Source organism: Ruegeria sp. YTSC192 (genome assembly GCF_059609705.1).
The window spans coordinates 86861-105539 of the sequence record NZ_JBXWMG010000007.1 but is presented as its reverse complement, the minus strand read 5'-3'; the positions used below and the strand labels follow the sequence as shown (position 1 = coordinate 105539).

At 58.4% G+C, this 18679-nt stretch carries 17 protein-coding genes and 1 pseudogene; 5 read left to right on the top strand and 13 right to left on the bottom strand.

What is annotated here, in order from left to right:
- Nucleotides 1-13 precede the first annotated feature (13 nt).
- The 13 genes and pseudogenes from tssB (AC2FD8_RS11945) to tssA all read right to left on the bottom strand — a co-directional run.
- Nucleotides 14-511, bottom strand: a pseudogene (gene tssB / locus AC2FD8_RS11945) (type VI secretion system contractile sheath small subunit); the annotation flags it as partial.
- Nucleotides 504-1361, bottom strand: coding sequence for an ion transporter (locus tag AC2FD8_RS11940; RefSeq protein ID WP_496856537.1), 858 nt, complete (start codon nucleotides 1359-1361; stop codon nucleotides 504-506). The pseudogene tssB (AC2FD8_RS11945) and the gene AC2FD8_RS11940, both read right to left, overlap by 8 nt.
- 56 nt (nucleotides 1362-1417) lie before the next feature.
- Nucleotides 1418-2635: a hypothetical protein gene (locus AC2FD8_RS11935; protein WP_496856376.1), complete on the bottom strand. Its 1218-nt coding sequence runs from the start codon at nucleotides 2633-2635 to the stop codon at nucleotides 1418-1420.
- Nucleotides 2636-2719: 84 nt separating this feature from the next.
- Nucleotides 2720-4264, bottom strand: coding sequence for a hypothetical protein (locus AC2FD8_RS11930; protein ID WP_496856374.1), 1545 nt, complete (start codon nucleotides 4262-4264; stop codon nucleotides 2720-2722).
- 53 nt (nucleotides 4265-4317) lie between these two features.
- Nucleotides 4318-7035 carry a type VI secretion system ATPase TssH gene (gene tssH, locus AC2FD8_RS11925; RefSeq protein ID WP_496856373.1) on the bottom strand — a complete coding sequence of 906 codons (2718 nt, stop codon included), beginning with the start codon at nucleotides 7033-7035 and terminating at the stop codon, nucleotides 4318-4320.
- Between the two features lie 2 nt (nucleotides 7036-7037).
- On the bottom strand, nucleotides 7038-8108 hold the full coding sequence (gene tssG, locus AC2FD8_RS11920) for a type VI secretion system baseplate subunit TssG (RefSeq protein WP_496856371.1): 1071 nt from the start codon (nucleotides 8106-8108) through the stop codon (nucleotides 7038-7040).
- On the bottom strand, nucleotides 8072-9949 hold the full coding sequence (gene tssF, locus AC2FD8_RS11915; protein ID WP_496856369.1) for a type VI secretion system baseplate subunit TssF: 1878 nt from the start codon (nucleotides 9947-9949) through the stop codon (nucleotides 8072-8074). Before tssF ends, tssG begins: the two co-directional genes overlap by 37 nt.
- Nucleotides 9950-9954: 5 nt before the next feature.
- Complete coding sequence (gene tssE, locus AC2FD8_RS11910; RefSeq protein ID WP_496856367.1) at nucleotides 9955-10449, bottom strand: type VI secretion system baseplate subunit TssE; 495 nt, start codon at nucleotides 10447-10449, stop codon at nucleotides 9955-9957.
- Nucleotides 10442-11263: a type VI secretion system accessory protein TagJ gene (locus AC2FD8_RS11905; RefSeq protein WP_496856365.1), complete on the bottom strand. Its 822-nt coding sequence runs from the start codon at nucleotides 11261-11263 to the stop codon at nucleotides 10442-10444. Before AC2FD8_RS11905 ends, tssE begins: the two co-directional genes overlap by 8 nt.
- Before the next feature lie 81 nt (nucleotides 11264-11344).
- Nucleotides 11345-11839, bottom strand: coding sequence for an Hcp family type VI secretion system effector (locus AC2FD8_RS11900; protein ID WP_496856363.1), 495 nt, complete (start codon nucleotides 11837-11839; stop codon nucleotides 11345-11347).
- Nucleotides 11840-11935: 96 nt separating this feature from the next.
- A complete protein-coding gene (gene tssC / locus AC2FD8_RS11895; protein ID WP_496856361.1) occupies nucleotides 11936-13432 on the bottom strand; it encodes a type VI secretion system contractile sheath large subunit in 1497 nt (498 codons plus the stop codon).
- A 3-nt stretch (nucleotides 13433-13435) separates the two neighbouring features.
- Nucleotides 13436-13951 carry a type VI secretion system contractile sheath small subunit gene (gene tssB, locus AC2FD8_RS11890; RefSeq protein ID WP_496856359.1) on the bottom strand — a complete coding sequence of 172 codons (516 nt, stop codon included), beginning with the start codon at nucleotides 13949-13951 and terminating at the stop codon, nucleotides 13436-13438.
- Nucleotides 13952-14018: 67 nt separating this feature from the next.
- Nucleotides 14019-15065 carry a type VI secretion system protein TssA gene (gene tssA / locus AC2FD8_RS11885; RefSeq protein WP_496856357.1) on the bottom strand — a complete coding sequence of 349 codons (1047 nt, stop codon included), beginning with the start codon at nucleotides 15063-15065 and terminating at the stop codon, nucleotides 14019-14021.
- Between the two features lie 367 nt (nucleotides 15066-15432).
- Between tssA and AC2FD8_RS11880 the strand changes: the two genes are divergently transcribed.
- The 5 genes from AC2FD8_RS11880 (at nucleotide 15433) to AC2FD8_RS11860 (ending at nucleotide 18668) form a co-directional block, all read left to right on the top strand.
- The gene (locus AC2FD8_RS11880) at nucleotides 15433-15849 is read left to right on the top strand and encodes a hypothetical protein (RefSeq protein WP_496856355.1); all 417 of its coding nucleotides are present in this window, start codon (nucleotides 15433-15435) and stop codon (nucleotides 15847-15849) included.
- A gap of 3 nt (nucleotides 15850-15852) precedes the next feature.
- Nucleotides 15853-16473, top strand: a complete 621-nt coding sequence (locus AC2FD8_RS11875) for a MotA/TolQ/ExbB proton channel family protein (protein ID WP_496856354.1) — start codon at nucleotides 15853-15855, stop codon at nucleotides 16471-16473.
- Between the two features lie 10 nt (nucleotides 16474-16483).
- Complete coding sequence (locus tag AC2FD8_RS11870; protein ID WP_496856352.1) at nucleotides 16484-16912, top strand: ExbD/TolR family protein; 429 nt, start codon at nucleotides 16484-16486, stop codon at nucleotides 16910-16912.
- Nucleotides 16909-17319, top strand: coding sequence for an ExbD/TolR family protein (locus AC2FD8_RS11865; RefSeq protein WP_496856350.1), 411 nt, complete (start codon nucleotides 16909-16911; stop codon nucleotides 17317-17319). Before AC2FD8_RS11870 ends, AC2FD8_RS11865 begins: the two co-directional genes overlap by 4 nt.
- A gap of 128 nt (nucleotides 17320-17447) precedes the next feature.
- Complete coding sequence (locus tag AC2FD8_RS11860; protein ID WP_496856348.1) at nucleotides 17448-18668, top strand: DUF4384 domain-containing protein; 1221 nt, start codon at nucleotides 17448-17450, stop codon at nucleotides 18666-18668.
- Nucleotides 18669-18679 lie beyond the last annotated feature (11 nt).

Below are 18679 nucleotides of genomic sequence, written 5' to 3'. Positions count from 1 at the left end.
ACGTGGCTGCATTGTCCTGATCGGGGAGCGTACTGCCCGCAAGCGCGCCCAGAAGGGCCGGATCGGCCAGCACTTTTTCGATAAGCGCCTCGGCCCCGGTCTTCCCATCCATATAGGCCATCAAGGTCGACAATTGCGTGCGGGCCTCAAGCAATTTGCGCAGGGGCTCGATTTTTGACGCGATCTGAGCCGGGGTGAAATCGGCCATCTTCTCGAATGTCAGATCAATCGCCAGATTGCCCTCACCCGTCAGCGTATTGGGCACGGCAAATTCGACACGCGGGGCCATGGCCTTCATACGGTCGTCGAAATTGTCGACATCAATCTCAAGAAACTTGCGATCCGAGACCGAGGGTGTTTCGACCGTGGATTTCCCAGACAGATCGCTCATCACGCCCATGACAAAGGGCAGTTGAACCTTTTTCTCGGCCCCGTAAAGTTCGACATCATATTCGATCTGAACGCGCGGAGCCCGATTGCGGGCGATGAATTTCTGAGAGCTGTCAGCCATCGGCCTGACCTTTCAACTCGGCCACTTCGCGCCGCAGGGCGCGAACCTCGACCAACAGTTCCTTGACGTGATCGTCCACGATATCGGTCTCGCTGCGCACCAACTCGCGCAAGTGCGAGAATTCTTCGACCGACTCGTCCTCCACCGCCGACTGCATGGTGTTGACCAGCAGACCGATGAACAGGTTCAGAACCGAGAAGGCAGTGATGACGATGAAGGGCACAAAGAAGATCCAAGCGGTTGGATGAACCTCCATCACTGGACGGACGATGCCCATGGACCAGCTTTCCAGCGTCATGATCTGGAACAGGGAATAAAGCGATTTACCCAAGGATCCGAACCACTCCGGGAAATCCGGGCCGTACATCAAAGTCGCCATGACAGCGAAAACGTAGAACACGATCGAGATCATGATGATCACCGCGCCCATCCCAGGCAGCGCATCCAGCAAGGCCTGAACCACCGCCCGCATCTGCGGAATGACAGACAGCAGACGCATCGCCCGGATAACGCGCAACCCACGCAACGCGGACAACCCATCGCGGTTGGGCAGCAAACCCAGCGTAACCACAACAAGGTCAAAGATGTTCCAGGCGTTATTGAAGAAGCTCAACCGGTAGGCATAGAATTTCATCAGCAGTTCGGCCACGAAAATGCCCAGCACGATCTTGTCGATCACAACCAGGGTCGGGCCGATACTCGACTGAACCGAAGGAGAGGTTGATAGCCCCAGCGTGATCGCGTTGAAAATGATCACACCAAGAATGGTGTTGGTCACAGCCTTACGCTCGACAAACTCGCGCACGGTGTCGCGGAGCGTTTCGCTCTTCTCGATACCGGTTTCCACCAACACCTCCTGTCTCTTTGGGTGTCGGGCGCGGTGAACCGCACCCGGAATTTTGTTGTTTAACCAACGACGTCGCTGATTTCATTCACCAGAGTATAAACCCCTTTGACCGAGGTCAGCATCGTCTTGGTTTCCTTCAGAACCGTCATTTTATCCAGCTTCTTCAGCTTGTCGACAATGGCCGTGTCATCCACCTTCAGGCCATTGCCAATCATCAGCTCTTCCATCTCGGCCAGGAACTTCTGACGTTCCTCGAGCTTGGCGGCCATGGCGCTGGCCTCGCGCTTGACGGTCATGCACTCGGCCCCCAGCCTGATACCCTCTTTCAGGGTTTTCTGCGACTTCGCAGCCTTCATCAGCTTGTCGGCGGCCTTGCCCAGATCATCGACCTTGTGACGCGTCTTTGTCGTATGCTCGCGATACAGCGCGCGCTTCTTGTTCGAGTCCTTCTGGTTTGCCTGATAACCCTTGATCGCAAAATCCGCGATTTCTTTGGCGATCTTCTTGGCGTCTCGGCCCTTGGTCACTTCTTCGCCCATTGCGACCGCTTTGGCGGTCAGCTTCTGGATGGCTTCCATCGGTTTCTTGACCGAAATACCAGAGGTATCAGTAATCCCCTGCCGTTCCGCCGCCTGCATGATCGAAGTGCCACGCAGCGTGATGTATTTCTGAATTGCGCCGTACAATTCCTTGCGCAGCTTCTCTTCGCCCTTCAACTGCTGCTGCACCTCTTTGCCCAGATCATAGACCTGCTTGACGATAGTCTTGTAGGCCATGACATCCGCGCCCGAGGTCGCCACCAACCGCGTGACAGCTGTCCCGATCTTGATAACACCGGCGGTTACCTTCAGCGTGGTTTTGACCCGCGCCTCTTTCAGCAGCTTGTCCTTGTTCGCCTCAACCTTGATCTGCTTCTCGATCGCCACCTGAGCGGCGCCTTCCGCGGATCGCAGGGCGTTCTTGATCATCTGGTTGGTGGCCTGGATCATCTTCTCGGCTTCTGCCTGAGATTTCGGACCCGGCGTCTTCATCAGCTCGGCGACTTTCTTGTCGAGCTTGACGGCCTCCTGGCTGATTACTGTCTCATAGCGCTCCAGCTCTTTCATGCCGGCCGCTTCGAGACGTTTCAGCGTGGTCGATGGCACCGGACCCTTGGCCGTGACTTCGAAATTAACGTCAACGCGGTAGCTGGGGATCTCGATATACTGAAGCTTGGGCTTCGACCGGATCAGATCGACCACGTAGAATTTATGAGATGTAACTGTTTTCTTAGCCATGTTTTTCGCGCCTATATTCCGTTTCGTTCCTGCCGGATGAGGTCGGCGCCGCGTGTCATTGGGCCACGAGCGCCGACCCTTCGCTTAGCCGATCGCTTCTTCCAGTTGATCCTTGCCTTCCGAGGCAATGTCGTTGAACAAACCAAGTGCCGTGTTCACCGTATCCAACGTGTTGGCGGCCTCTTTGAACCCAACTCCGGCATTCGCGCCTGCCAACGTCAAGTTGACGACCACAGGGAAGACCTTGTCGAAAATCTGAGCATATTTCGGATTGCTCGAATTCAGCGCGTCCAGCATTTTCTTGAGGTTCGGCGCGTTTTTATCAGCGTCTGAGACACGCTTCATCATATCCGAACACCCATCCAGACCCTTCTGCAATGAGGCGCGGGCTTTCTTGAGCTTGTCCAGATACTTGCCAGCCTTCTTCGCATCAGCCTGCTTCATGGCTTTCTCAAGCTTGTCGCATTCCTGCAGACCTTTCATGATCGCCTGAGACAGTTTGCGCCCGCCAACCTCAAGCCCGGCAACCTTGTTCTGCCACAGGCCATAGTTCTTGTCGCATTTCGGCAGAGTGGCCAGAAACGGCGTATCTGTGCCCAAAATACCCTTGAGGACTGACGCACCAACCTCGGCCCCCCCCTGAACGCCTTTCTTGGCTTCGCCTTCGGCATTGCGATACCGCGCGAGCAGCGTATCGAGATCACCTTTGAGATTTTTCTCAACCTTCTCGGCCTCTTGCGCGGCGTCTTTGATCTTGTCTGCCAGTTGCGCAACGCCACGCACCAGTGAGACAATCCCCAAGGCCAGCGACGCACCGCCTGTTGCCGCGGCTCCGGCCACACCAACGGCCCCGCCAGCAACGCCCAAAACGCCAAGCGTAATGTCAAAGCCTGTTTTGACCTTGTAATCCTTGTATTGCTGCTTGCGCTTCACAAAGGCCAGCCAGCGTTTGGCCGGGATCGACTCATAGTGCTTTTTGGCGCCGTTCATGATGGTCGCCAGCTTGTCGTCGAATCCCTTGATCAACGCCGCGCGTTTCTTTGCGTCGCCCGCCTTCTTGATCGCCGCATCCGTCGCCTTCAGCTCTTTGACTATCAAATCAACCAGCTTGTCGGTCACCGCATTGGCGTCATCCACCATCTGCTGCGGCGTGACATAATCGCCTTCATCTTCCAGAACATCCAGAAGATCATCGTTCAGCTTCAACTGGAACGCATAGCCCTTCAGCTCTTTCAGCCAGTCGGGCTTGTATTTCTTGGTAATCTCGGTGCCCAGATCCTTTTTCCAGATGACAACCGACTTACCCAGTTTCTGCTTGGGCGCATCGGTCGAACCCGACTTGGCCCGAGCCGCAGCGTCCTTTTTCTTCTCTTCCAGTTCCTTTTCTTTCTTGTCGATGATCTTGGGGTACTTTTTCAGGACCGTAACAGTATCGGAATGCTTGCTGCCCGCGAGCTTCACAGCCTCGGCCACCTTGCGCTTGACGTTGGACAAGGCTTTCAGAGCTTTATCCCAATCCATCTGATCTTCGGCAACCTGGTATGCTTTCAAAGCATCGCCCAGGCCGGTTTTCTTCATCAGCTTCGGTTTGTTCTTGGACCACCATTTCTGATCCAGTTCCGGTGTCATAGTCGCCTTCATAAAGTGTCCCCTTTCTCGGTCAGACGCATCATGCGTTGGGCTCAATCAAACCTGTAAGTGAAGCCCCCGTCTGTGACGTCGATCACGACTTTGGAAACTTCTTCGCCCTCCATCATTCTTTTTAGGAATTCCGCCGAGATATCCGGCAGCATTGTATTGGTCACGATCGCGTCGATCATACGACCACCGCTGTCCAGCTCCTGACAACGATTGACGATTTCGTCCACCACGGCGTCGGTGTATTCGAATGGTACACCATGCGCAGATTCGACGCGCTTTTTGATTCGGCCAAGTTGTAGCTTTGTGATCTCGCCCAGCATCTCGGGGCTGAGCGGATAATAGGGAATCGTCACCAAACGTCCCAACAGCGCTGGCGGGAACACCTTGAGCAGCGGATCACGCAGCGCCTTGGCCATGCCTTCGGGATCGGGCATCAGGTCGGGATCGGCGCACATATCCATGATCATTTCGGTGCCGACATTCGAAGTCAGCAAGATCAGCGTGTTCTTGAAGTCGATCACGCGGCCCTCGCCGTCTTCCATGACGCCCTTGTCGAAGACCTGGAAAAAGATCTCATGCACGTCCGGGTGGGCCTTTTCGACCTCATCCAGCAGCACGACCGAATATGGCTTGCGCCGCACCGCCTCGGTCAGCACACCGCCCTCGCCATAGCCGACATAGCCCGGAGGGGCGCCTTTCAGGCTGCTGACTGTATGCGCCTCTTGGTATTCGGACATGTTGATGGTGATGACGTTCTGTTCGCCGCCATAGAGCACCTCGGCCAGCGCCAAAGCGGTTTCGGTTTTACCGACGCCGCTGGTCCCTGCCAGCATGAATACCCCGATGGGCTTGTTCGGATTGTCCAGCCCCGCCCGGCTGGTCTGCACCCGCTTGGCGATCATCTTCATCGCGTGGTCCTGACCGATCACACGTTGCGCCAGACGGTTTTCAAGGTTCAGGATGGTCTCGATCTCGTCCTTGACCATGCGACCCACGGGGATGCCGGTCCAGTCGCCAACAACGCTGGCCACGGCCTGATGATCGACGATGGGCAGGATCAGCGGGATGTCGCCCTGTACCTCTATCAGTTCGGCGTTCTTGGCCTTCAACTCGGCCAGCAGCGCGTCGCGGTCGACGGTCTGCGCGCCTGAGGCCTCTTCGGTCGCGGCTTCACCCTCGGCGGTACCGGTGCCTTCAACCTCTTGCCCGCCTGCGCGCAGCTTGGCCCGCAGGTCGAGGATTTCTTCGACCACCTTCTTTTCGGCTTCCCACCGGCCGGTGAGTTCGGCCAACCGCGCCTCTTCCGCCTCTTTCGCGGCGTTCACCGCTTCGCGGCGGTCGGCAACGTCATAGCCTGCGGTCTCATCGCGTTCGATGATCTCCAGTTCGGTTGTCAGCGCCTCAATCCGGCGTTGGCTGTCATCGACCTCGGCCGGAACCGCGTGCTGAGATACAGCGACCCGCGCGCAGGCCGTATCCAGCAAGCTGACCGATTTGTCCGGCAACTGGCGTGCAGGGATGTAGCGCGCCGACAGCGTCACCGCCGCTTCGATCCCCTCGTCCAGAACCTGAACGCGGTGGTGTTTTTCCAGCATCGAGGCGATGCCGCGCATCATCAGAACCGCTTTTGGGATATCGGGTTCTTCGACATGCACGACCTGGAAACGACGGGTCAGAGCCGGATCTTTTTCGATGTATTTCTTGTACTCGGCCCATGTGGTCGCGCCGATGGTGCGCAATGTGCCGCGCGCCAGCGCCGGTTTCAGCAGGTTGGCCGCATCACCGGTTCCGGCAGCACCGCCGGCACCGACCAGAGTGTGCGTTTCATCCACAAACATCACAATCGGCGTCGGGCTGGCCTGAACCTCATCAATGACCTGACGCAGGCGGTTCTCGAACTCGCCCTTCATCGACGCCCCCGCTTGCAGCAGGCCCACATCCAGCACCAGCAGACGTACATCTTTCAGCGCTGGCGGCACGTCGCCGCGCGCAATCCGCAAGGCAAACCCTTCGACCACGGCGGTTTTGCCAACGCCCGCCTCACCGGTCAGGATCGGGTTGTTCTGACGACGGCGCATCAGTACGTCGACGATCTGGCGGATTTCTTCGTCGCGACCAACGATTGGATCAATCTCACCGTTGCGAGCCTGTTCGGTAAGGTCGGTGCAGAACTGCTCCAGCGCTTCGCCCTTGCCCATCGCACCGGGGGCCATTGCGCCGCTGGCCTCGCCGGGTTCCGCACCGCCGCCCACGTTCGAGCCGTCCTGCGCGCCCAGCGTATCCTCGGGCGAGCCATCCGTGGCCTGCGCAAAGCTATCCGCCAGATCATCCGCGCCGATCTTGGCCATTTCCGGCGACATGCTGGCCAGAATGTTGCGCAACGCGGGTGTCTTGAGCATCCCTAAAATCAGATACCCTGTCCGCACCTTGCTGTCGGAATACAGCAGCGAACCCCAGACCCAGCCCCGCTCCATCGCGTCCATCAAATGATCGGAAAGGTCCGAGATCGAGGACGCCCCGCGTGGCAGCATATCCAAACTGCGCGTCAGTTCCGAGGCAATCTTGCCCGGATCCAGATCGTAATGCTGGATGATGCGGTGAATGTCGCTGTCCTGACCGTTCAGGATCTGATGCAGCCAATGCTGAATTTCGACATACGGATTGCCCCGCATCTTGCAGAACACGGTGGCCCCTTCGATGGCCTGATAGCCCAGCTTGTTCAACTTGCCGAACAGCGATACGCGGCTGATTTCCGTCATCTTCAATACCTCTCGTTATGGGCCAGTTCTTCGGCCTCGAATTCTTGTGATTCATATCCGGGATACAGGATCAGATCGTCCGCATCCGGGCGGTCTTTGTCGGGGTCATCGCGGGAACGAATCCAGCTGGTATGGCCCAGCTGCGTCGTTCCACCCAGCGAGGCACGCGGCACCTCGTCACCGGCCAGCACCAGATTGACCTCCCAATCCAGCGTATCACCAGCATAGGTGCGGATGATCGCTTCCATCCGTTGCTGAGACACGCCGCCAGGCAGCAGGCGTTTGTAGTCTTCAAGCGAAAGTGGCCCGATACGGATGCGGAACTTGGCCGAACGTGACCAGACGCGGTTGCCGATGCTGGTCGATTGCCCCAACCGCGCGGGCGCACCAAGCTGCCACGTGTCGTCCGGCTCCAGCTCCAACCAAGCGCCGACGAATTGCTGTACATGCGCTTCGACCCCGAAGTAATCCGACAGGATGGCGATCAAGCCTTCGACCGTTTTCGTCCCTGACCCGAGATGCCCCGCAAAGAAGCGGCGCAGCATATCCGGCATCGCGTCGCGGGCGCTATAGTCCGCGCCCTTGAACCCGGCCAGCGCCGCCACCCGTTGTTCAAATGGATCATCGCCCCGGTCAAAGCTTGGCGCGGGCTCTGCCGCTGCCCAAGCGCGATACAGCAGACTCATCATCCGATGGGTCAGCATATCGGCAAAAGCGACAAAAGTCGGGTCGCGGTGGTTGCGCTGCCGGTCGCGGGCGAACTCGGTCAGGTGCAGCGGCAACGGGCCTTGCGGTCCGAAAAAACCAAAGAACAGGTTATTGAGCTTGCCCGGCGCGCCGTCGGTCGCCGGTTCAAACCGCGTCAGCGTGTTGGGCGGGAAAGCCAGTGAGACATCCTGCCCCAAACGCACGCGATCCTCGCGCGGGCGGCGCGATTCACCCAGGCGCGGCGCATCTGCATAATGCGCTTCAATCACCCGCAACGCCTGAAAGACATGATGCCTTTCAGGGTCGGCCGCCAGAGCGGCAAGCAGGCTCAGATGATCCTGCCCAGTCCGGCCGCCGGTCGCCATCTGGCAATCTCTCCTCGTCGTTCGGTTTTCAGCACGGTTTCCGTGAAGCTGTTGATTGTGGTGTATTTGCGGAAAAACCGCTCCAGCACCGCGCCCAGTACGTACACGCTGGTGCCTTCATAGAAGCTTTCGTCAAAGCCCAGCGTGATCTCTAGCCCGCGCACCGCCGTGCTGAGAACCTCGTCGCTCATCCGGCGCACGATGGGGCGGCTCGAGACTGAGACGACGCCCTCAAGCTGTTTCTCGGTTACACGATCGCCGAGCGGGGCGTAGATACCCAGCAATTCGCGCAAAGCACCCGCCCCACCTTCTTTCCCGTCGCCCGCAATGGACAGGTAGTTGAGGCTGAGATGGCTGATCAGCTTCCACGCTGCATCACCCTGAGCCAAGGTCGCATGCGGTCGCGTGGGTGTCACCGGCGTCCGGATTGTCTTGACCGGACCCCCGTCCGGCAGGTGAAAGACGTCATCGCCGCCTGCGGCCAGCAAGAGGGGCAAATCGCGGTTAGAGCAAAGCGCTTCGACTGCCAATTGCTCCAACGATCCGGGATAGGGCGCCTGCGCCCGGTCAACCAAAGTCAAGTATACCTCGGATCCCAGATACGAGGTCCGCACACCCCGCAACCGTTCCTTTTCGTTTCGCTGCCGCATCCGGCGTTTGACCGTGTAATAGGCCGAGTGATTGTCGCCTGCCGCCGTCAAATCTGTGTCGCTATAGAAGGGGCGGAAGGGGATGTCGCCCTCTTCATCCGATTGAATTCCGGTCACGCGTTCAATCGCGAATATCTCATGGTCAAGACCCGCAGTGCGGTTCGGCACGACATGATGTTGGGTGTCCATCTGAGTGATATGCACCCGGTCGCAACGGCGGTGGAACAGGTTCACCGCAGGCACCGCATTCAGGGCAAAGGCCGCAGGGGTCACGGCGGGCGCAACATCGCGCATTCCGTCCTGCAACAGGATGTAGATATCCACATCCGTACCCGCCGATTTCTCAAGCGCGGGGCGCAAGCCGGTCAGTTCCACAAACAGGAACCGTTCCGGCATCGCAAAATATTCCTGCAGCAGGCGATAGCCGTCGAAGGACTGGCGCGGGGTTGGCAACAGGGCCTCATCCGCCTCGAACCCTTTGGGAACCGCATCTGCGTTCGTCAACTGTGTGGTCCAATCGGCGCGGCGGTCCGTCGAGCGGCCCGTCAGCCCAACACATTGGGTGGCCAGCAACTCATGCAGCGCCCAGGCCTTGCCGCTTTGGGCATCCAGATGCATCACGAGACTGTCCATACCCAGCTCGGCCATCGGCTCGCCATCAGTGCGGTTCAAACGCAGTCGAATTCCGGAGCGCGCGTCGGTGTCGCGGGCCACTCCGGCGGCCACCAGCTCTCCGCGACCATCGATATATTCGGCTTCGGTGATCTCAATAGGCCAGAGGGTGAGGTCCGAGGATGTGGTGAACTCACACGCGGTCTGCTCGCCCTCAGCCAAGCGCGCGCGCAAGGTGGTGCCGCGCGGGATCGGGTAGCCTTCTTTCAGCGCGGCATTGCCGATGTCTGGCTCCATCTGCGCCACCATCATCGACGGTGTCGGGGCCAGGTAATGCGGATAGACGATCTCGAGCAGGTTCGAGGTGAAGGTCGGGAACTGCATATCCAGTTCCAGTTGAACCCGTGCGGCCAGAAACGCGCTGCCTTCCAGCAGGCGCTCGACATAGGGGTCGACAACCTCGATCCCTTCCATCCCCAGACGCGAAGCGATCTTGGGATAGGCATTTGCAAACTCGGCCCCCATTTCGCGCAGGAAGGCCAGTTCGGTTTCGTAGTGTTTGAGCAGTCGTGTGTCCATCGCGCCTAGCTCCGCTCGATCGCAACTTCGCCGGTGGTCACATCGACCCGGCTGCGCAGATACAATTCCAAAGGCATGGGCTGCGCCCACATCACCGCGCGGATGTCATAATCTACATGCATCTCGCCCGATTGCTTTTCCGAGCGCAATTCGACCGCGACCGATCCTTTCACGATCCGAGGTTCAAACACCTCGATAGAATCGGCAATGGATTTCTGGATCCGCTGGGCCTGACGCAGGGTCGAGAACGAGCCGGACGTCTGCCGGATGCCGTAGTTCAGGACAGATTTGGAGGCATAAGGATAGACGTCCTCATCAATCAGATCGGATTGATCAGTGGTGTTCAGCAGCATGGACAGATCGCGTTGAATGATCTCGCGCAGGCGCCCAACATCAATCACGCGGGAATCCCGCCCCTCTTTCCTTTGATCCGGTGAGTCATCCGTCAACCGATCCAAAAGCGAGGGCTGAAGGCGTTCGGCAAGGGTCTTTTCAGCCATCTCCTGCCGTTTCTCCGGCCCCGGCAGCCACGTCCAGAACCAGTTCGCGAATGTCCAGCAACGCGATGTCGGATTTATCTGTTGTCAGCAAACGCTGGCCCAACCCCACAAAGGTTTCGCCACCGGCATCAACCCAAGTGGTCGCCCGCGCCAGACGGGCGGCGTCATCGCCTTGCCCGGTTGACCCGGCATAGCGTGTCGGAATCAGGGCGGCGAGTTCCCCTCCGCTGGCGACTGTCAGCGTGCAGGCTGTCCAGACCGCGTCGCGCAGGTCGCTGGGCGGTTCGATGTCGACCCGAACGATCTGGGAAAAAGGCAGCCAGAAATAGCGACCATTCACGATCACCTCAAGGACCGGTCCCAGCCGCATATCGGCATCGGCGATCCATTCGAACGCTTCACCGTTTACCGTACCGGATGTCGCAGGCGCAGCGTCGAACGCTTTTGCGCGCATCTCGGCGGCCTGATCGAAATGACCGCCAGCCGTTAGTTTCTGCGCTTCGATCAGATGGGCCAGCCACTCTTCCGGCTCACCAAAAATCATCGGGGTCTTTTCACCCGCGAAAACCTTTTCGCGGTAGACCTCACAAATGATGGCTTCGCGGTAGGTTTTGGCCATCATCGTGGCCGCTTCATCCATTTCCGCGCTCAGTTTCAACTGGGTGATCGCGCGTTTCCAGTCGCCCATCACACAGAGCAACTGAAACAGAAAAATCCGCAGCTTGGCGTCTGCGGGATTGGCACGGACTTTATCTTGCAGAGAGGCCAATGTGGCCGCCAGATCGCCTGATTTAAGATGCTCTTCCGGCGTCATGTAACCCTCGCGCAGTCAGGATGAAATAAGTGCAAAAGCCCCGGCGGCACATACCACCGGGACCAGTCGTCGTTTGAAACCTTAGCTGACGTCGCCGGTTTCCAGGTTCCACAGGAACTCATTGCAGTCGCTGAGCTTACCCGTACTGAAGTCGGCGATCTTGTATTTGACCGAGATGCCACGATACGCGACGGTCCAGGTTTCCGACGGGATCGAGTCTTCGCCACCGTCAACCGAGTAGCTGTCCACGACTGCGTCACGCAGCTTGATAATCAGATAAGGCTCCATGCCTTTCTTCTGGTCATCCCCCGACCGGCACATGTGAATGACCATCTCTTTGTTCGATGCACCCGACGCGACATAGGTCATGATCTTGGCCGACGCTTTGCTGAGCTCGGTGTTCAGGGTCACTTTGCCGAAATTCGCGTTGGCATAGCCGCGCTGTGTGGTGCCCATGTCGGACATGTCCAGCGTCCGCTCAACCTCCCACGAGATCGACTTAACCGCGATCCAGTCTTTGTGCTGCTTTTCCCGTGCTTCGCCCGGGAAGTCCATTTTTACAAATACGTTTTCCATTTTAGCCTTCCTCTTTTCTAGTTCCTAAACCCGGTTTACCGGAGGGTCCTGAAGGCGGCAGTGAAACACATCACATGCCGCCATTTTTTTTGACCTTTATCCGGCTTTTTCGGACGGAAGTTTCGATACAAGACGCAGAGAGACCGACAGGCCTTCCAGCTGATAGTGCGGGCGCAGGAAGAACTTGGAGGTATAGTAGCCCGGGTTCCCTTCAACGTCTTCCACAACCACCTCGGCCGAGGCCAAAGGCTTACGTGCTTTTTCCGCTTCGGCCGAGATATCCGCGTTGAAGTCCACGTATTGGTTGATCCAGCCTTGAAGCCAAGATTCCATGTCCTGGCGGCTTTTGAACGAGCCGACTTTGTCACGCACCATGCATTTCAGGTAATGCGCGAATCGGCAGGTCGCGAATAGGTACGGCAGACGCGCAGCCAGATTGGCATTCGCGGTTGCATCCGCATCATCATATTCCGCCGGCTTGTGCAGAGATTGCGCGCCAATGAAGGTCGCCGAGTCGCTGTTCTTGCGGTGGATCAGAGGCATCATGCCATTCTTCGCCAGTTCCGCTTCGCGACGGTCCGAAATCGCGATCTCGGTCGGGCACTTCATGTCCACGCCGCCATCGTCGGTCGGGAATGTATGTGCGGGCAGGCCTTCGACCGTGCCGCCGCTTTCCACGCCACGAATGCGCGAGCACCAACCGTATTCCTTGAAGGACCGGTTAATGTTCACAGCCATTCCATAGGCCGCGTTCACCCAGCTGTAGCTGTCGCTGTTGGCACCGGTGGTGTCTTCTTCGAACGCGAATTCCTCGACCGGTTCGGTTTTCGACCCATAGGGCAGACGACCCAGGAACCGGGGCATCGCAAGACCGACATATTTGGAATCCTCGCTTTCGCGAAGGCTGCGCCATGCGGCATATTCCGGTGTCTGGAATATCTTGGTCAGATCGCGCGGGTTGGCCAGTTCCGACCAGCTGTCCATCTGGAACAGGCTGGGCTTGGCCCCGGTAATCAGAGGCGCATGCGCGGCGGCTGCGATCTTCGACATCTCGCCCAGCAGCTCGATATCCTGCGGGCTGTGGTCAAAGTGATAGTCCGCCACCAGCGAGCCATAGGGCTCACCACCAAACTGGCCGAATTCTTCTTCATAGAGCTTCTTGAAGATCGGCGACTGATCCCATGCAGTCCCTTTGAACTTGCGCAGGGTCTTGTGCATGTCCTTCTTCGAGATGTTCATCACGCGGATTTTCAACATCTCGTCGGTTTCGGTGTTGTTCACCAGATAATGCAGACCGCGCCACGCGCCTTCCATCTGCTGGAAGTCTTCGTGATGCAGGATCAGGTTGACCTGTTCGGTCAGCTTCTTGTCGATCTCGGCAATGATCCCTTCGATCGACCGCAAAGCGTCGTCCGAAATCAGGCCGGTATTGGCCAGCGCCTGTTCGGCCAGCGTCTTGACCGCGCTTTCAACAGCGGTTTTCGCCTGGTCCGACTTGGGGCGGAATTCCTTGGTCAGCAGCGCCTCGAATTCCGAGGACCCAAACGCGGTTGCGCCCTCAGTGGCTTCTACCTTGGCTTCTTCTTCGGCCATCTTTTACTCCTCCTCGGCGGCGTCAGCGCCCGGCTTTGGCTGGGCTGCCAGTGTCTTCAGCAGCGACGGGTCCTGCATGATCTTCGAAATCAGATCCTCAGCCCCGGTTTTACCATCCATATATGTCATCAGGTTGGACAGTTGGGTGCGCGCATCCAGCAATTCTTTCAGCGGCGCAACCTTCGCGGCAATCGCAGCGGGGCTGAAATCATCCATGCTTTCGAAGGTAATATCGACGGCCAGATTACCCTCACCCGTCAGGGTGTTCGGCACGGTAAAGGCCGCGCGCGGTGCCATCGATTTCATCCGGTCGTCGAAATTGTCGACGTCGATCTCCAGGAACTTCCGGTCAGCCACGGCGGGCTGCTCGACCTCGGATTTTCCCGCAAGGTCGCTCATGACGCCCATGACAAAGGGCAGCTGTACCTTCTTTTCGGCACCATAGAGTTCAACATCATATTCGATCTGAACCCTCGGAGCCCTGTTCCGGGCTATAAATTTTTGTGAACTGTCAGCCATCTGATGCTCCTCGATTCATCCATCAGTGTTTCTTTTCAATCCGGTGTTCGGCTTACGCCAAAACGGATCAATAATCGTCATCGTCGTCTTCTTTAATGCCGCCGATCTGGCGCACCTCGTCCAGACCTTCTTTTGCCATGTCTTCGATAATCGTCAGAAAATCAGCATTCACAAGGCGCTTGGCGCGCTCAAGCAAAATTGGCAGAGGGCTTGAGGGCTCACACCGGGCATAATAATCCATGATGCGTTCCAGCATCCGCGTGACATCTTCGGGCGTGTTGATCGCCCCACCGCCACCACCGCCCGACGCCATCGGCGCAGCCGGGGCGCCCGATGGGCTGCTTGGGCCGTCATCGTCACCGGAATCGTCTTCTTCGGCCTCACCTACATCGGCATAACTGGCCAACGCCTGCTTGATGCTTTTGAGCGCATCAGAAAGAGGCGTCAGATCCGGGCCTTCGCCGGGTGTTTTATCACTGAATACAGCGTCGATTGCCTCAACATCATCCAGCGCCGCAGAGGCCGCTTCGGCATTGGCCTCCAACACCTCGTCATCAGTGTCCTTGAATGCCGCCGCGACCCCGGTTGCATCCGGCGCATCGTCCAGGTCTGCGGGCATGTTGATGCGGCCTTCGGCAACATCCAGATGGCGCAGGGTCATTTGACCGAACATGCGGCTGTCTGTCAGACCCGTCCGACGCAACGCGCGCACCATCCGATCGGACGAGGCCAGACCGCGCACCGCATTGATGCGCATGGTGGCATCGCCATCGTCTTCATCCAGCTCGGGGTGGCAGGTGTCCCAATTTTCTTCCAGCAGGGCTTTCACATAGCCCACGGCCGAGGCAAAGGCAGGCAGGCCCTTGGCATGCAAAACAGCCTCGGCCAGATAGATGGCAGCGCGAATGTCATGGCTTTTGTCCATGACGGCCAAGGCTTTTTCCTCGACATCGCGCCAGTCCTGTTCTTCGGCCGCAACGACCTCATCGCCCATCTGACGCTCTTCACCCGGCTGGGCTGCGATCTCAAGGTCCGTAAACGCCGGATCGTATTCCAGATTTTCTCCGCTGGGGGGTTCGTCGTCTCTGGGCTCCAGATAAGATGAAAGGTCCATTTTATTCCCAATACCGTCCTGTTCGATCGCAGCTTGTTGTTCTTGTTGAATCGCTTACAGCAGCGCCTGTGATCTTGTGTATGAATTAGTTCACATGAACGTGAAACTCGCAAACACTTCCCGTTTCCTCTGCCGTTTGTGTGGTTAATCGGTCGCAATGCACAGACCAATTCTCGATCAATATACACATATTCCCGAACGGTCGTACCGTTTGTTTACGCTGGGGCAGGTTCAGTATTGCAATGCAATTGCCCCCTTTTAAAGAATTATCTTTCCGCATGCCGCCTGCTGTTGCAATGTTCTTGGCAAAGACCCACGGGCTGAGACATTGCATCTGGGTTCAACGACCGGCAACAGAGGTAGGAAGATGAGAAATTCCCTTTTCGGCGCAGTTGCATTGACACTGATGGCCGCAACCGCGCAGGCCGATGGGGGCCGCCTTGGTATTGAGCTGAACAAATTCGAACCCGCCGATGGCGGAGGATGCCGCGCGTTCTTTCTGTTTCGCAATCAGACCGACAACAGTTTCGAAGAATTCGAGATGTCGCTGGCGATCCTCGACAGCAATGGCGTGATCGACCGACTGCTGTCCATCGACGCGGCCCCGCTACCCGTTCAACGCACCGTACTGAAACTGTTCGAAATCCCCCAGATCGAATGCTCAAACATCTCAGAGGTGCTGCTGCATGATCTGCCGGCCTGCAAGCCCCAGAATGCCGAACCTCTGGATTGCTTCCCGTTGCTGGCGCTGGACAGCAAGACCTCAGCCAATCTGGCGCAATAGATCATGTTCGGGCTTGAGACACTGGGCGCAGGAGGCCCAATCATCGCAATCCTTGGCGCGTTGTCGCTGCTTTCGGTCACTTTGATCGTCATCAAAGCGATGCAACTCGCCCCCGTTCGGTCGGGCGGAGCCGCGAGGGACACAGCGCTGGTGCAGTGGTCCAAGGGCGACAAGCAGGCGGCACAGGCCGCCGTCGCTGCTGGGAAATCTCCGGCCGATCGCGTCTGCGCCTACGCCATGCAGGCGCTGAACGATGGGTTCAAGGGGCCTGCCTTGATGGCTGAACTTACACGTCGCGGCAATCAGGAATTCGCGGCCATGAACACATGGATTCGCGTGCTGGAGCTGATCGCGATGATTTCGCCCCTGCTTGGCCTGTTGGGGACCGTGACCGGCATGATCCAGTCGTTTCAGGAGCTGGAGCTGGCGCAAGGCGCGGCCAATGCCTCGGTCCTTGCGGGCGGGATTTGGCAGGCCTTGCTGACAACAGCCGCCGGTCTACTGGTCGCCATCCCCGCCGCTGTCGGAGCATCGCTGCTATCGGGCCGCGCAGAAGCGGGCGCTCAGGCGATCGAGAACGCCGTCGGGCAGTTGATGGTGATCGAGGAACGCGGCACGCAGTAAGGGTTCACATATGTCCGCCGAGCTTAGCCTGAACAGACGTAAACCGACACGGCCCCTGATCTCTCTGGTGCCGATGATCGACGTGATGTTGATCCTGCTGGTGTTCTTCATGGTGACCTCGACCTACCTGAACCTCGACATGATCCCGGCCCTGGCTCAATCGGATCAACCTGCGCCGTCGGCCCCATCAGAAGAACCAGCCAGCGCCGTGGTCATCCGTATCGGAAACGACGGAGCGCCCTATTTCCGAGGGCAGGCGCTGACCGCTGAGGAGCTTGAGGGGCTGTTGTCCGCCAGAATAGCCCAAGCCCAGGCAACTCCGGTGATCGTGCTGCCAACCGGCAGCGCCCGAATGCAGGCGCTGGTCACTGTCATGGACGTCGTCACCCGCGCAGGCGTGACCAACATGCGCGTCGTCCGGCTGGAGGCGCGCCCGTGAAGATCACCCGCCCTGCCCCGCGCCATCACCCGGAAACTATCATTGCCCTGATAGATGTCGTCTTTTTCCTGCTGGTCTTCTTCATGCTCATCGGACGCATGGACGCCACCGCTCCATTCGACGTGACCCCGCCGGTGTCGCAAACCGGAGCGGACATGCCAGCGGGAGGATTGACCCTGTCGGTCAGCGCCGATGGCCAATTGGCCCTGGACGGCGCAGAGCTTTCGGCAGATCAGATCGCGCAATCGGTTGAGGCGGCACTGTCCGAACAGCCCGACCTGCTGCTCCGCATCAACGCCCATCAGGATGCCGCCCTGCGGGAAGTATTGCCCTTGATCGCCACGTTCGAGGCGATGGGCGCGCGGGAGGTGGTGCTGGTCGTTACACCTCCGGGTCCGGTCCGGTGACGCGCACTCCGCTGATATGGGGCGTCGCGCTGTTCTGTTCGCTCGCAATTCACGCTATGGCTGCGGTCGCTCTTTTTTGGTCTACGGAACCTGAACCCGTAGTCGAGCAACCCGTGCCGGAAACGCGAATGCAACTTTCGGCCCATCAGGTGAAACAAAGCACTGCAGCGCAGGCGCAACCGGATGCCGAGGCGACCTCAGCCGAAGAAACAAGCGGCGCGCGATTGGCGCAGGGCGCTATTCCTCAATCCTCGGCCCCGGCCATTGCAGCAAACGCCCTGAGCGTTGCGGCCAGAGATCAGGTTGCCACCCAAGCGCAACCTCTTGCGGCGGTTCAGAACAAGCCGCAACCTGTCGTTGCCGAACAGGCTGTTCCGGTGGCTCTGGCCTCGGCCGAATTGTCGACGACCACGCTGACATCCAACAGGGTGCAGACGGAATCAGTGGCGTTGACACAGCCTGCCTTCGATTCCACTCAGGCCGTGCAGGCACAGCCCGTCGCTTTGACCCAAACCCAACCTGACGTCCCAAAGGCCAAGGCGGCTGATGTGTTTTCGGCAAATGACGATTCCCCGATTGATCCCGTAAGCCTCGCCGCCTTTCAAAGTTTCACACGCCCCGAAGATGCGGGCCAAGCGGCTGAGGACTTGCGTGATGGCATAGACGGTTTGCTGGCCCAGGTGCCCTGCGCGCGCCTTCAGGTGCAGTTCCGTCCAGAGACAAATACCCTTGAACTGATCGGTCATATCCCGGAAAACGGTCTGCGCGCGCCCGTCCTTTCAGCACTACAGGCGCAGATGGGGGCCAATATTCAGGTCGCCGACAATCTGCTGATCCTTCCCCGACCCCAATGCGGCGCGCTTGGCGGGATCGTAGATGTTGGGCTGCCACAATCCACTGACCAGATCACCAACCCCCTGCTGGTGGGCGACGACATACACACGCGAGAGTTTCGATACACCTCGGGCCAGCAACTGGTTCTTGATCTGACTGGAGCTGACTACGACGCCTATATATATATCGACTATTTCGACGCCGACGGTCAGGTCATACACCTCAGCCCAAACGCATCGGTCCCTCTTGCCAGAACACCAGCCAAATCTGCATTCAAAATTGGCGCTGAGAAGCAGGACGACCCTGGCCTTTTCATCACCATCGGCCCTCCATACGGACAAGAAATCGCGGTGGCCTTTGCGGCGTCGACCCCCCTCTTTGATGAGGAAAGACCCCTGATCGAACCAGCGGGACCCTACCTTGAATTCCTCAAAGATCGTGTCGCCGACGCCCGCGCCAAAGACCCGGAATTCAAAGGCGAATGGGTCTATTTTTTCATATCCACATCCGAATAACCCAGCCGCAG